At 65.2% G+C, this 14,883-nt stretch carries 12 protein-coding genes; 1 reads left to right on the top strand and 11 read right to left on the bottom strand.

The window, feature by feature from the left end:
- Nucleotides 1-271: 271 nt before the first annotated feature.
- Nucleotides 272-703, top strand: a complete 432-nt coding sequence (locus tag ACYPXD_RS12880; RefSeq protein WP_459711678.1) for a VOC family protein — start codon at nt 272-274, stop codon at nt 701-703.
- Nucleotides 704-784: 81 nt separating this feature from the next.
- On the opposite strand, the gene ACYPXD_RS12875 is transcribed toward ACYPXD_RS12880, so the two are convergent.
- The 11 genes from ACYPXD_RS12875 to ACYPXD_RS12825 form a co-directional block, all read right to left on the bottom strand.
- Complete coding sequence (locus ACYPXD_RS12875; RefSeq protein ID WP_459711675.1) at nt 785-1,954, bottom strand: FUSC family protein; 1,170 nt, start codon at nt 1,952-1,954, stop codon at nt 785-787.
- Between the two features lie 187 nt (nt 1,955-2,141).
- Complete coding sequence (locus tag ACYPXD_RS12870; protein ID WP_459711673.1) at nt 2,142-3,479, bottom strand: c-type cytochrome; 1,338 nt, start codon at nt 3,477-3,479, stop codon at nt 2,142-2,144.
- A complete protein-coding gene (locus ACYPXD_RS12865) occupies nt 3,476-5,248 on the bottom strand; it encodes a GMC family oxidoreductase (protein WP_459711671.1) in 1,773 nt (590 codons plus the stop codon). Before ACYPXD_RS12865 ends, ACYPXD_RS12870 begins: the two co-directional genes overlap by 4 nt.
- A gap of 2 nt (nt 5,249-5,250) precedes the next feature.
- Nucleotides 5,251-6,000 (bottom strand): gluconate 2-dehydrogenase subunit 3 family protein, encoded by a 750-nt coding sequence (locus ACYPXD_RS12860; RefSeq protein WP_459711668.1) that lies wholly within the window; start codon nt 5,998-6,000, stop codon nt 5,251-5,253.
- Nucleotides 6,001-6,161: 161 nt separating this feature from the next.
- Entirely contained in the window at nt 6,162-7,940 is a 1,779-nt protein-coding gene (locus ACYPXD_RS12855; protein ID WP_459711665.1) for a methyl-accepting chemotaxis protein, read from the bottom strand.
- A 282-nt stretch (nt 7,941-8,222) separates the two neighbouring features.
- The gene (gene mctP, locus ACYPXD_RS12850; RefSeq protein WP_459711663.1) at nt 8,223-9,773 is read right to left on the bottom strand and encodes a monocarboxylate uptake permease MctP; all 1,551 of its coding nucleotides are present in this window, start codon (nt 9,771-9,773) and stop codon (nt 8,223-8,225) included.
- The gene (locus ACYPXD_RS12845; RefSeq protein WP_459713269.1) at nt 9,773-9,988 is read right to left on the bottom strand and encodes a DUF3311 domain-containing protein; all 216 of its coding nucleotides are present in this window, start codon (nt 9,986-9,988) and stop codon (nt 9,773-9,775) included. Before ACYPXD_RS12845 ends, mctP begins: the two co-directional genes overlap by 1 nt.
- Nucleotides 9,989-10,430: 442 nt before the next feature.
- Complete coding sequence (locus tag ACYPXD_RS12840) at nt 10,431-11,360, bottom strand: class I SAM-dependent methyltransferase (protein ID WP_459711661.1); 930 nt, start codon at nt 11,358-11,360, stop codon at nt 10,431-10,433.
- 30 nt (nt 11,361-11,390) lie between these two features.
- A complete protein-coding gene (locus tag ACYPXD_RS12835) occupies nt 11,391-11,900 on the bottom strand; it encodes a DNA-deoxyinosine glycosylase (RefSeq protein ID WP_459711658.1) in 510 nt (169 codons plus the stop codon).
- An 18-nt stretch (nt 11,901-11,918) separates the two neighbouring features.
- On the bottom strand, nt 11,919-12,650 hold the full coding sequence (locus ACYPXD_RS12830) for a chorismate--pyruvate lyase family protein (RefSeq protein ID WP_459711656.1): 732 nt from the start codon (nt 12,648-12,650) through the stop codon (nt 11,919-11,921).
- A gap of 212 nt (nt 12,651-12,862) precedes the next feature.
- Entirely contained in the window at nt 12,863-14,776 is a 1,914-nt protein-coding gene (locus tag ACYPXD_RS12825) for a tetratricopeptide repeat protein (RefSeq protein ID WP_459711653.1), read from the bottom strand.
- Nucleotides 14,777-14,883: the final 107 nt, after the last annotated feature.

The raw sequence follows: 14,883 nt of genomic DNA, 5'->3' as shown, positions 1-14,883 counted from the left end.
CGTGCGGCATGCGAGCCGCACGCGCCGTTTCGTTTTCACGTTCTCACGTTTCCGCGTACCCACGTTTCCGCGTACCCACGTTCCCACGCTCCCCGCGTCTTCCAGATCCACCGCACGCCGCGCCAACAAACTTTCACAGTGCGGGCAGGCTCGCCGACTAGAATCGTTTGCACATGTGTTCCGCTGACGAGGCGGCCCACACATTGACCGTCGCGGCAATCGCGATGGCAACCGACACGGCAACTGACGTGTCCATTTCCGGGAGACAACGATGCTAGTTCAGCCTTACCTGTTCTTTAACGGCCGCTGCGAAGAAGCGCTCGCGTTCTATCGCGAGAAGCTCGGCGCCGAAGTGCTGTTCCAGACGCATTTCAGGGACGCGCCGCCGAACGCCGGGCACACGCCCAAGCCCGGCACCGAAGACAAGATCATGCATTGCACATTCCGTATCGGCACGACCGAACTGATGGGGTCCGACGGCAACTGCGAACCCGGCGAGGGTGCGCCGAGCGGCTTCAGCCTGTCGCTGACCGCCGACGACAAGGCATCGGGCGAGAAGCTCTTCAACGCGCTGGCCGACGGCGGCAAGGTGATGATGCCGTGGCAGCCGACCTTCTGGACCGAGGGCTTCGGCATGCTCGTCGACCGCTTCGGCATCATGTGGATGGTGACGATTCCGCACGACAAGGGCTACCAGAGCTGATTGATGGCAGGCTGATTCGAAGGCGGCACTTGATGTGAAGGCGGGCCCGATCAAAGGCCCGGCGCGCCGCCGCCTCAACCGTCAATGCTGCCGCTGATGTTCATGACGGTGCGTAATGCGCGTGCGGCGCTCGATGTTCCACGCCGGTTCCGTCTCGACGAGCAGCGCGCGCAAGCGCTCCACCTGCTCGACGACGCGCTCGTTGAGCCAGCACGGCCCCTGCAACTCGGCGGCGGCCTTCGCGACCGCGGCGGGATCGAGCAGCGCCGGCGGCAACGCGTCGGGCATCCGGAAGTGCGGCACATTGGTAAAACGCAGCGCCCGCGCCAGCTCGAGCAGCACCGAGCGCACCACCGTGGCATCGCGTCCGCACTGACCGGCAAACCCGGCGCGCATCGCCGGATCGGCACGCGTCAACACGCCGTTCGACATGATTTCGAGCGCGCTCAACAGCATGCGGTGCAATTGCTGGATCTGATCGAGCCGCCCCGGTGCGACTTCGATTTCCTTGGCGACCCAGGGCATCACCGTGCGCAGCTGCACGAGCCGCCGCGCCATGCGCAGAAACATCGTCGACTGTTCCTCAGGGGAAAGCCAGTCGCCGTGCGCCATGCGCGTATAGATGCGCGCGCAGTCGCGCAGATTGTCGGAGAGCAGGTAGCGCCACGTATAGGTGGCGTGCAGCGGCAGCGCAAACGAAAATGCGAGCGCGATGATCGTGCCGATCGCGACGTCGGCGGCGCGCCAGAGCCCTTCCGACACCTGGTGGTCGCCGAAGCCGCCGACGATGCACATCGTGATCGCGGTCAGCAAAGCCATATAGCCGTACGAACCGATCGCAAATGCGCCGCAGACGCCCGCCACAACCGCCATCAGGATCGCCGTCACCGCAATCGAATCGAACAGGCTGTGCTGCACGATCAACGCGAGCCCGAGCCCGGCACCGAGTAGCGTGCCGACGGTCCGTTCGAGCGCCTTGCGCCGGATATTGCCGTGGTGCTGCAAACCGCCGATCACGATCAGCACGGTGATCGATGCCCAGATGCCATACGGCACGTTCAGCGCGCGAATCAGTGCCACCGACACGAGCATCGCGGCACCGACACGTATGCCGTGCAGCACCTTGGCGTTGCGGTAGCGGTAGTACGGCGACGTCACCGTGCGCAACAGCCGCGCAAGCGCCGAGCGGCGGGGCACGACGTTCGCGCCGGCCGCGCCGTCGGCGGCGTGTTCCGAATCGTCCAGAGCCATATTCGTCTCGCAGTCGTTTCGAGGGGAGGTTTCGCGTCAGGTCAGTGCGTGCTGTGCGCAGTATCGCGCACCTCGTCCACGCCCGGGCCGCCCGTGCAAAGAAAATTGCCCGGCGCGCGCGTGAGGCGTGGCCGGGCAACTTCGTGCTGATGCGGCGCGTAACGGATGCAACGCGCATTGTGTCACTTCATCGACTGCTCATCTGACTGCTCGTCTGACTGCTCTTGCGGATGCGCCGCACTTCGTCCGCATCGACCGCCGGCGCCTGATTGCCCCACGCGCCGCGAATGAACGTCACGACGTCCGCCACCTGCTGGTCGTTGAGGCGCTGTCCGAAAGCGGGCATCGTGAACACGGTCGGCGCCTGCTGCGTGCCCGGCATCGACGCGCCGTGCAGCACGAGGCTCACGAGCGACGTCGGGTCCTGCGCGTTGACCGTGGCGCTCAGCGCGAGCCGCGGAAACACGCCGTTGTAGCCCTTGCCGTCCGACCGGTGGCACGCCGCGCAGTTGTCGAGGAAGGTCCGGGCGCCGCGCATGCCGGTGTGTCCCGCGTGCAGTGCAAGCGCCGCCTCGTCGGAGTAGGCGAGCGCGGCCTGCTGACGCGCCGGCGCGAGCGACTGCAGATACGTCGCGATCGAGTTCAGGTCCGCATCGGTCATGTACTGCGTACTGTCGAGCACGACATCGCGCATCCCGCCGAACGCGGCCGAATGCGCATTGCGACCGGCTTTGAGGAACGTGACGATATCGTCGCGCGTCCAGTCGCCGAGGCCGTCCACGCGGTCGTCGCGCAAACTGTTCGCGAACCACTGCTCGACCACGCCGCCTTGCAGGAAGGCCGGCCCGCCGTTGTCGGTCAGCGCCTTCTCCTGCAGCAGCGCGCCGCGTGAGGTATGGCACGCGCCGCAGTGCCCGAGGCCCTCGACGAGGTAACGGCCGCGCTCGAGCGACACCGTTTCGCTGTCCGCGGCCGGCGGATTCGCGCTGGCGGCGACCTCGGGCGCGAACGCAGCGCGCCACAACGCGAGCGGCCAGCGCATCGACAACGGCCAGCGGATGCCGTTCGGCGTGCGCGGCTGCTGAACCGCCGCCACCCCGTGCATGAAGTATGCGTAGAGCGCCTTGACGTCGTCGGGCTGGATGCGCGCGTACGACGGATACGGCATCGCCGGATACAACGTATAACCGGCCTTCGACGTGCCGTGCCGCAGCGCGTTGTCGAAGTCCGTATACGTGTAGCCGCCGATACCGGTCGACGCATCCGGCGTAATGTTGGTCGAGTAGACGGTGCCGATCGGCGTTTGCAGCGGCAGTCCACCCGCGAACGGCTTGCCGCCCTTTGCCGTATGGCAGGCGGCGCAGTCGGCGGCACGCGCGAGGTATTCGCCTCGCTTGACGAGCGCGGCATCATCGACGCCGGCGCCATTCGACGAGGCCGCGGCTGACACGCCGCTCGCCGCGAACAGCGAGAATGCGGCGGCGATCGCCACGCAGGAACGAATCTTTGTGAGCGCGTCTCTCATGCTTGCACCATCGGGCCGGGGTTCTTCAAATACTGTTCGCGGATGGCGCGCGCCGACCAGTAGCTGAGCGCGCCGACCAGCCCGGTCGGGTTGTAGCCGAAGTTCTGCGGGAACGCCGACGACCCCAGCACGAACACGTTGTGCACATCCCAGTTCTGCAGATAGCGGTTCACCACGCTCGTCTTCGGATCGGCGCCCATCACCGCGCCGCCGGTCGTATGCGTGCTCTGGTAGGCGCGCGTGTCGAAGTGCGTGCCCGACTTGCGCGCGTTCACATCGACGTGATCGGTCAGCACGCGCGCAATGCGAGCGGCCTGGCCGACCGTGTACTCGGTCATCTTGTGCTCGTTGTCGTGCCAGTCGAACGTCACGCGCAACAGCGGCTGCCCGTACGCGTCCTTATAGGTCGGGTCGAGGCTCAGATAGGTGTCGCGATACGACATCACCGAGCCCTGCGCGACGATCGTCATCATCCGCTGGTAGCTGTCCTGCACCGCGGCCTTCCATCCGCTGCCCCACGGCTTCGTGCCCTTCGGCACGCCCGCCTGGCCGATCGGGCGTCCGCCGGTGCGCATATGCCGCACGTTCGCGCCGCCGATAAAGCCGAGCGGGCCATGGTCGAAGTTATCGCCATTGAAGTCGTCGATCGCCTGGCCCGCCGCGCCCGCTCCGATAAACGGATTGAGCTGCGTGCCTTTGGCGAGGAAGGCGTTGACGCCGCCGTTCATCTGATACGCGAAGTTGCGGCCGACCACACCGTCGCCGGTGACCGGGTCGTACGGCTGGCCGATGCCGGAGAGCAGCAGCAGCCGCACGTTGTGCATCTGGAACGCGCTGAGCACGACGAGGTCGGCCGGCTGCTCGATCTCGCGCCCTTGCGCATCGATATAGGTGACGCCGGTCGCGACCTTGCCGCTCGCGTCGCGATTGACGCGCAGCACCTGGCAGCGCGTGCGCAGCTCGAAGTTCTTCTTCTGGAACAGCACGGGATGAATCGTGGTTTGCGGCGACGACTTCGAATACATGTAGCAGCCGAAGTCTTCGCAGAAGCCGCACAGGTTGCACGGGCCGAGACGCACGCCATACGGATTCGTGTACGGCGTCGACACGTTCGCAGCCGGAATCGGGAACGGCTCGTAGCCCAGTTCGCGCACGGCACGCGAAAAGAGCTGCGCGCCGTAAATGTCCTTGAGCGGCGGCGTCGGATATTCCTTGCTGCGCCATGCCTCGTAGCGATTGCCGCCTGCCACGAGATTGCCGTTCAGATTGCCGGCCTTGCCCGAAATGCCGGCGACTTCCTCGAAGTGCGTGAAATACGGCTCGAGTTCGTCGTAGGTCACGCCGAAATCCTGAATCGTCATGCCGTCCGGAATGAACGCCTTGCCGTAGCGCTGCTCATAGTGCGTGCGCAATTGCAGGTCCGATGCCTGCGGACGCCACGTCAGGCCATTCCAGTGAAAGCCCGCGCCGCCGACGCCGTTGCCGAACAGCATCGCACCGTGCTGACGATACGGCACAGCCAGGCCGTCCGGCGAATGGCGGAACGTGAGCGTTTCCTTCGACAGATCCTGATATAGCTTGCCGCGCACCGCATACGCCAGTTCGTCCGCGATGTTCGGATATTTGGCGGTGTTCGCGGTGTCCTGCATTTCACCGCGCTCGAGCGCCAGCACGTTGAGTCCCGCATCGGCGAGCTCCATCGCCATGATGGCGCCGGTCCAGCCGAACCCGACCATCACCGCATCGACTTTGTCTTTTTTGATTGCCATCGTTATGCCTGCTCCCCGAGAATCGATACCGGGCCGAGCGGGTACTTCACACCCGGCTGTTCGACCCAATCCGCGAAGTCCGCCCGGGCGCCCGGAAAACCGATCATCTTCCAGCCGGACATGCCCTTGTTGCCGCCGTACATCGGGTCGGCGAAATAACCTTCTTTGGTGTTCTTCAGCAGCGTGCCGAAGAAGAGCTTCGGCGGCACCGCATCGAGAGGCAGCTTGCCCGCCTCGAGCTGTTCGAGTACCGCCACGCGCGTCGCGCGGGGCAAGTCGGCAAATACCTTGCCGTGATCGCGCACGCATGCCGCGTTGCACGCCTCGATGCCATGCCGGTAGACGTCGCGCGGCACCAGACCCAGCTGATAGCCAAGCTCGGGCACGGCCTCCGGATGAAACGGCCCCTGCATGTACCAGAGCCGCCCATAGGCATACGGCGTTTCCATCTGGCGATCGATAAATTCGGGCACGCCGGCTTCAAGCGCGCCGGCGCCGGTGTCGTCCGCGGGAATCAGCTCGTCGACGGCGGCGTGGATGAAGTCCCATTCGGCCGCGGTAAAAAAGGTCGGTGCGTATTTCGCGGCGGCGGCCGTGGTGCCCGGTACCGTCGCGGCCGCGCCGGCGCCGTCCGTCGCATGCGACGGCGTGCAGCCTTCTTGCGTCACGATCACCGGTGCGATCGCTGTGGCGGGAAGAATGGTGAATACCTGGCGCAGAAATTTTCTGCGCGGCTGGTCGTCGTTTTTCATCGGGCAGTGTGGATCGTCAATTGGCAGGGAAAACGCAGCGTGATTTCGCCGGTGCGTTCGTGTTCACGGAAGCGATTCGATTCGAATCGCGGCGGCCAGACGCGTGCGCGGCAGCCGCTTGCGGAATGCAGCGCGCGGGTGTCCGCGCGCCGCAGATGCGGTTAGAACGTGGTCCAGTCCTGATCGTCCCGCGCGGGCCCGCTCGCGGCGGGCTCGGCGGCGGGCGTCGCGGCCGCGAGTTCGGGTTCGACGGCCGCAGCGGAGACGGACGGGTTCGCGCGGCGCACGGCACGCGCCGAAGGTAACGCGGTTGCCGCCGGAGCCGCCGGCGCACTCGCCTTGCCGCGCGACGGCGCCACGGCCGCCGGGCGCGTCACGCGCGGTGCCGCGAGTGCCGCGGTCTTGCCTTGCTCGACCTTGAAGCTGACCACGGCGGCACGCAAATGGCTCGCCTGTTCTTCGAGCGAAGCGGCCGCCGCCGCCGCTTCCTCGACGAGCGCAGCGTTCTGCTGCGTGACATGGTCCATCTGCGAGACGGCCTGGTTGACCTGTTCGATGCCGCGGCTCTGCTCCTGCGACGCGGCCGCAATCTCGGCGACGATGTCGTGCACGCGCTCGATCGACTGGCTGATCTGCTCCATCGTGCTGCCCGCGCGCGCGACGAGTTCGGTGCCCACGCGCACGCGATCGACCGACGTGCCGATCAGATCCTTGATCTCCTTCGCGGCCGAACTCGAACGTTGCGCAAGCGAACGCACCTCCGCGGCGACGACGGCGAAACCGCGGCCGTTCTCGCCCGCTCGCGCGGCTTCGACCGCGGCGTTCAACGCGAGAATATTGGTCTGGAACGCGATACCTTCGATGATGCTGGTGATCTCGGCGATCTTGCCGGAGCTGTCGCCGATCCCGTTCATCGTCTCGACGACCTGGCTCACGATCTCATTGCCGTCCACGGTCACGTGCCGGGCGGTGGCGGCGAGCTGGCTCGCCTGCTGCGCGTTGTCGGCGTTGTGCTTGACCGTCGAAGTCAGCTCCTCCATGCTTGCCGCGGTTTCCTGCAGCGAGGCAGCCTGCTCTTCGGTGCGCGCGGACAGATCCACATTGCCCGCCGCCATCTGCCGCGTAGCGGTGGCGATCGCTTCGCTGCCGGTGCGCACGTTACGTACGGTCTGCAGCAGGCGCTCCTGCATGTTCGCGATACCTTGCAGCAACTGGCCCATTTCATCGCGCGACTTCACGTGAATCGAGCGCGTGAGATCGCCCTGCGCGATTTCGTCGAAATGCGACAGCGCATCGGCAAGCGGATGCGAGATGGCGCGACGCAGGCTCAGGAAACTGCCGATCGCGGTCAACAGGCCGAGCGCCATCGACACGATCGTAATGGTGCGGAACAGCGCAAACGTATGCTCTTGCGCTTCGAAATTTTCCTTGGCAGCGGCGTACTGATAGGCGCGCAGCTTCGCGCTCGCGTTGTGATACGCGGCGTACAGATCGTTATTCGAGAGCGCCGACTTCATGATCTGCGTACCGTCGCCGCCGAGCAGCGCGGCGCCGAACGCGTCGAGCCCCGCGTCCATCGCACTGCGCCGCTCCATCATGTCGCGCGCCAGCTGGTCTTCGTCGGGCGTGCGCGGCAGCTTCATATAGTTGTCGAGTGCCGCACGCGCCTCGGTGCGATAGTCGCGCGAATGGGTAATGATGCCGCGCAGATCCGCCGCGGCCGGATTGAGCGCCGCGCGAAACAGTGCCGAGCGCTCGCGCTGCAAGTCGATTTCCGCATCGCCGATATCGGTCGCGCTCGGCAGCTTGTCGCTATACGTATCGCGATTTGCGTCGTTCGCGTTCGTCATTCCCGCAATGCCTAATCCGCCAATAACGAGCAACAGCACGGAGAGCAGCGCCATCGCCAGAGCGAGACGCGATTTGATCGAGACATGCATGTGCTAAACCCCGAGGCCTTTATTTGAATTTCTGCAATGCATTCATTTACGGCGCATAAGGGCTTTTCTTTAGCGAACGTTTCAAACTGTGAGAAACATTTCAAAATGAAATTTAATCGTATGGTTAATGTTTTGTTTTTGTTTGATTTCAGAAAGTATGACCCGGGGCGCCGGCGCTGCGCGGCGGCACACGACACCGGCCCCGGATAAAAAAGCCCGCGGCGTGTGCCGCGGGCTCCTTGCGCCACGCTCAGTGGAAGGGCGGATGCGATCCGCGGTGGATCAGCCTTCGACGGGGTCGAGATAGTCTTCCGGCCGCGTCCGGTCTTCCGCGCCCTTCATGCCGACCGCGCGCACGAGCACGCTAACCACCACGGCAACAACAAGGTTCACGACCAGCGACCACACCGCCGCATAGCCCGGAATCGCGTAGTCGCCGATATGGATCGTGTAGATCGAGCCCGCGAGCTTCAGCGAAACCGCCATCCACGTGCCGGTCGCGATGCCCGCCGCCCAGCCGAGCAACAGGCCGCGGTAGTCGAGAACGCGCGTATAGAGACCGAGCACGATGGCGGGCAGCGTCTGGATGATCCAGATGCCGCCGAGCAGCTGCAGCTGGATCGCATACGTGAGCGGCAAGCCGAGAATGAACGCGACCGCGCCGACCTTCACGATCAGCGAGACCATCTTCGCGATGTTGGTCTCCTGCTCGTGCGTCATCTTGCGGTTGACGAATTCCTTGTGGATGTTGCGCGTGTACAGATTGGCCGCCGCAATCGACATGATCGCCGCCGGCACCAGCGCGCCGATGCCGATCGCCGCGAACGCGACGCCGACGAACCACGACGGGAAGAAGTGCAGGAAAAGCGCGGGCACCGCGAAGTTCGGGCCAAATGCCTTGAAGTACGGCGCGAACTCGGGCATGTCCTTCACACCGGCCGCGAGCGCCATAAAGCCGAGCAACGCGAGCAGGCCCAGCACAAGCGAATACGCGGGCAACATCGCCATGTTGCGGCGGATCGTATTGCCCGACGACGACGAAAGAATCGCGGTCACGGAATGCGGATACAGGAACAGCGCAAGCGCGGAGCCGACCGCGAGCGTCGCATACGCGCTGTAGCCGTTGAGGCTCGATACGTCGGGCGCTTTCAGCAGCAGTTTCGCCGGCGGCACCGCGGCGAAGATATGACCGAAGCCGCCCAGTTGCGGCGGAATCCACACGATCGCGGCGGCGATCGTGATGTAGATCAGCACGTCCTTGACGACCGCGATCATCGCCGGCGCGCGCAGCCCCGAGGTGTACGTATAGGCGGCGAGAATCGCGAACGCGATGATCAGCGGCAGGTCGCCGACGAAACCCGTCGTATCGAAGCCCAGCGCGCCGATCACGACTTCGATGCCGACCAGCTGCAGCGCGATATACGGCATCGTCGCGACGATGCCGGTCACGGCGATGGCCAGCGCAAGCATGCGGCTGCCGTAGCGCGCGCTGACGAAGTCGGCGGATGTCACATAGCCGTGGCGCTTCGCGATGCTCCACAGCTTCGGAAACACGACGAACGCGAACGGATAGATGAGGATCGTATAAGGCAGGGCGAAGAAACCGGTCGCGCCCGCGCCGAACACGAGCGCCGGCACGGCGACGAAGGTATAGGCCGTGTACAGGTCGCCGCCGAGCAGAAACCACGTGACGATCGTACCGAAGCGGCGGCCGCCGAGTCCCCACTCTTCGAGATGCGCGAGATCGCCGCGCCGCCAGTGCGCGGCGACGAAGCCGAGAATCGTCACGCCGATAAAGAACAGCACGAAGACGAAAGTTGCAATCGCATTCATCATGCGCCCCCTTGCGGATGCGACTTCGACGATTCCGCTGTTTTCGCAGACTTCGCTGATTTCGATCTGGTCTTGAAGTAGACGAGCGCCGTGATCACCGCGCTGATCAGCACCCAGAGCAACTGGTACCAGTAGAAGAACGGGAATTCGAACAGTTGCGGCTCGATCCTGTTATAGGACGGCACCCAGATCATCGCGATCCACGGCAACAACAGGAGCCAGAGCCAGTGCTTGCTGGATTGGCTGGCGCCGGTGCGGGTCTTTGCGTGCGTACCGCCGTTGGCGGCTCCATTGGCGTTTGCCTTGGCGTCGGCGTCGTCAGCCATGACGTGTCTCCCCTTGTCCATGCAGCGCGTCGACCGGTCGCGGCCCTGGCGCTGCAGCCCTGGCGCCGACTCCGGTCCCATGCGACGCGGTTGCTTTTGATTTGTGAGGTGGCCCGTGTTCGACGGCCAGTCGTCCCGGGACGACTGGCCGTGCGCCCTGGGGAAGCTTCGAAAGAGTATAAGAGCGTTGAATGACCGGTCAAGCCGGGCGGACCCGAAGCGTTCGCCGCCTTTGACCGGTCATGTCAGGTGCTTGCCGGCAATTTTTCCGATCGAGCGTGTGAATCGCTCGTGCAGTCGCTCATGCGGCAACGCAAACAGCGGTTCACGTTCAGATAGTGAACGCGTCGCCGTTCTGCCCGGTCGATGCTTGCAGGCCTTTGAGCCACTGGCGTGCCGGCAAGCCGAGTTCCTTTTCGATCAGCCTGGCGCGCTGCTGCAGCAGCGCAAAAGGCACGTGCAACGGCGGACCCGAAAATGCAATCGCAATGCGGTTGCCTTCGTGCACTTCGGGCAGTGCGAACACGCGTCCGTCGAAGGCTTCGTTCAGGCGCTTCATGTTACGCACGAAGCTCGGATGATCGCCGAACAGGTTGATCGTCGCGATGCCCGCTTGCGTGAGACACGCGCGCACCGCGCGATAGAACGCGACGCTATCGAGCACCGGGCCACGCGCGGTCGCATCGTAGACATCGATTTGCATCGCGCCGACCGTGCCGTGATTGGCGCGATCGTTGACGAAATCCCAGGCGTCGGCTTCGCGCACGGTCAGACGGGCGTCGTCGGGCGGCAGTTCGAACATCGTGCGGGCGGCAACGACGACCGCGGGGTTCAGTTCGATCGCTTCGACTTTCGCGCGCTTGAGGAAGCGATACGCGAACTTGGTCAGCGCGGCCGAGCCGAGGCCCAGTTGCACGATACGCCGCGGCGTTTCGAGGAACAGCAGCCAGGCCATCATCTGCTGCGCGTATTCGAGTTCGATGTGATCGGGCTTGCGCAGACGCATGGCGCCCTGCACCCACTCGGTGCCGAAATGCAGATAGCGCACGCCACCCTCTTCCGAGAACGTGACCGGAGCGAAGCGCGGTTTGCGCGGGGCTTCGATTTGCGGCGCGTCGTCGAGACGGTCTTCGTTGCGCGACGCGTGGCGGTTGGCGTGGCGGTTGTTGCGATGCAGTTTTTGCCGCGACGCGAGTGCGTCGTCGCCATGATGGCGGAAGGCGCGCGCTTCGGCCGAAGCGCGTTTGATCAGTTTCGTCATTGATGAAGAGTGCGCGCGAGGCGCTGGGATTTAAGGCGAAGCGAAGGATAGCATTGGCCGGATCTCCCGCCACTGAACGAGCTTGGCCGCGTACGATAGCGACGCATGCGCAGGGCTCGTCGACGGCAGCCTTAGTATCCGATATCGACTTGCAAGGCCGCCCAGCGCCCGCTCACCGATCTTCGCCGCCGTGCCGCCATTGAACGCGATCGCGACCAGCGAAGGCAGCGTTTCGATGAGCGCGACGAGATCGTTGCTCGCGTGATCGCGTATCTGGCTGTCGAGGCTGCCGGCGCGCCGCGCTTGCGCAACGACATCCCACAGGCCGATCCGGTGTTCGAGCAGCGTGCGCAAACGGTCGGTGTAGTCCATCGCAACGAGGTCTTCGCCGATGACTTCGCCGACCAGCGCCCAGAACCGGTTCTGCTTGTGCGCGTAGTACTGGTTATGAGCGAGCGACGCTTCGCCGGGCAGGCTGCCGAGTATCAGCACGCTCGTGTTCTGGTCCACCACCGGCGGGAAACACCGCTTCAGCGTCATGACGTTTCTCGCTTTGCTTCAGCGCTTTGGGATCTGCGACGTTTCGCTCGTGACGGGGCGATCGGCCTCACGCACCGTATGTGCTGCATGCACCCCGACCTGATGCGAGCGCGCCGCCGTATGCTCGAGCGAGCGCCCATGTTCGCGTGGAATCAGCCGGCGCTGCGCGACGAGCAGGCCCGAGCGCGCCGCGAGATGCGCCCACAGCGCGGGCAACATACATTCCGTGACCATCAACGGCGCGCCGTAACGTTCGAACACCGAACGCCTCGCGACGAGCGCATGCGGACACCGCTCCCTGTGCTCGTCGATCTCGCGCGCAGCAAGCCGAAACAACGGATGCCGCGCCGTCAAACGCCGGCTGACCAGCGGCGAGCGCGCGACACTGCTGTCGCTGTACAGCAACTCGGCCAAGGGCCGCGTGCGCAGGCGCCGCATCGCCTGCCAGACACCGGTGCTCGCCGCGACCGGCGCAACGCTGTGCGCGGCAACGAACGGCACACCGTCGACGGACAACACGACTTCGCGCACCCACACCGGCGCGCGCGGCGCGACGCCAAGCGCGTGATGCTCGTCATCCCACGGCATTGCCACGGCTTCGCGCGTCACGCGCACCGCGACCGCGCCGAGCGTGCGCAAGTGCGCGGTCAGCGAACCGCCGCGGGTCAGCCAGTCTTTCTGGTCGGGGGAAAAGCCGGGAAGCGGGTCGACACGCCAGCGCGCGTCCGCAGGATCGAAGCGGGTAGGCATGCGCCGCATTATAGGGTGCGCGGCTGGCCGGCGCAGTGACGCCGGCCGCGATGTTTCGAGGCGCTGCACCGCTGCAATTCACCGATGCAATTCACCGATGCAATTCGTCGATGCAATCCGTCGCTGCAATTCGTCGCCGAAGCGAACGGCGGCGGTGAACTCCTGCTGCGGCGAACTACCGCCGTGACCTTTCGCCGTCCCTCAACGCGCGTTCATTCGACGAGCCCCTCAGCGTGCCCTTTCGCGTGCCCCTCAGCGTGCCCTTCCGCGAGCCCTTCCGCGAGCCCTTCCGCGTGCCGTTCCGCGAGCCCCTCCGCCAGCCGCTCCGCGACCCGCTCGACCGCGGGCGCCCAATCGCCCACAGACGGCTGCCGAAACAGCTCGACCGACCGATACCAGCGCTGCGACTCTCCTGCCCCCCAGCACCAATGCGACACATGATCGAGCATGGCCAGCACCGGTCGACCGAGCGCACCGGCCAGATGCAACGGCGCGCTGTCGATCGTCACGAGCACATCGAGCGCCGCGACGTGCGCGGCAACATCGTCGAAGCCCTGTTGATAGCGCGCTGTCAGGTTGCAAACATTGAAACCGAGTTGCGCGAGCGTTTCGGTTTCGACTTCCTTGCCGGGCGTCAACGGATGAAACACCACATGTTTCAGCGCGCGCAGCGGCAGCAATGCTTCGAGCGGAATCGAGCGCTGCATGTCGCGCCGGTGCGTCGGGCTGCCCGACCAGACGAGCCCCGCGTGCAGCACCGGCCGGCTCGATGCGGAGCGTTGCGATTGCGCAAGCGCTTGCCCTTCCGCCCGCACGAACTGACGCCACACCGTGCTCAAGTCTTCGTCGGCTTGCAGATAGGGGGCGCCGTCGACTTGCTCCGGCTGCAAACCGATTGCGAACGGCACGCTCATCATCGGCAGCGCGTAGTGCGCGTCGCGAGGCAGGCCGTCTTCGATTGCAATGCAATGCTCGATGATTCTTGCGAACAGCGGCTGCAACGGACGCCGGCAGGCCAGCACCAGCCGCCCGCCTTCGTCGCGCAGACGCGCGGCAAGCCACGGCAGAAAGCGCACCATCTGGATATCGTCGCCGCTGCCCTGCTCGCTGTGCACCACGAGCGTCTTGCTGTTCAGCGCTTCGCCGCGCCAGCGCGGATAGTGCCGCTCGATCACCTTGACGATGTTGCGCGCGTCGCGGTCCGCACGCGTGAGCCGGGCCTCGTAGCGCGGCCACGCGGATGCCCAGTCGTCTCGCCGCAATTCGAGCTCCGCGAGGTCGACCGCCGCCTCCACGCACGACGCATCGAGCGCGAGCGCCGCGCGCAGGGTCGCTTCGCCGTCGCGATAGTGCGCCTGCTCCATCTGGTACGTGCCGATCGCGGCAAGCACGGGCGCCTTGCCGGGCACGGCCGCATCGACCGCACGCATCGTCGCTTCCGCAGCCCGCGCGTCGCCCAGTTGCCACTGCGCATGGCTCAGTTGCCACGCGAGTTCCGCATCGGCGGGTTGGCTCGACAACGCACGGCGCGCGACCTGCATCACCGCGTCCCAGTCGCGCATCTCGCGGAAGATCAGCGCAACCTGCAACGCCAGGGCCGGGTGCACGTCCGGATCGAGCGCATACGCACGCATCAGCGCGTCACGACGTTCTTCGACGGTGCCTTCGCCCTGTGCCGCCAGCAACTGCGCGAGCCACCACGGCGCGCGCGCATCGTTCGGCACGCGCTTTTCGTAAGCACGCAACAGGTGAACGGCCATAGGCGGCGCGCCGCATTCGTCGATCATCCACGCGATCCATGCGATTGCCCGATCCGGCGCGAACATGTCGATGGCCTGTTCGCACGCTGAGGCCACCGCGGCCTGATTGCCGATTGCATCGGCGAATAACGCAAGCCGCACAAAACGCTCGCCCGGGTCGGCATCGCCATGCGCCGCCGATGCGCTGTGATAGGCGCGTTCGAACTGACCCGCGCTTGCGCACAGGTCAGCGTGAATCTGCGGCGATGCGCCGTCCGCGACCAGCCTGCTTGCGAGCGCCTCGGCCGCGTCGAAACCCCGCTCGCGCAAGACCGACCAGACCGCCTGCACAGGACCGCCCGCCAGCACCGACACCGATTGCAACATCCAGGACCCCTCACTTCGATTTACAACGCACGACACAGCTAACAAGCCATGTCGTTCAACATTTGCGACACACAGTTTCGTTGAAAATTTTTAGTTAGTAAACCATA

This window comes from Paraburkholderia sp. 2C (genome assembly GCF_054589215.1).
The sequence above is the reverse complement of the archived record's forward strand: the minus strand, read 5'-3'. Positions and strand labels throughout refer to the sequence as shown.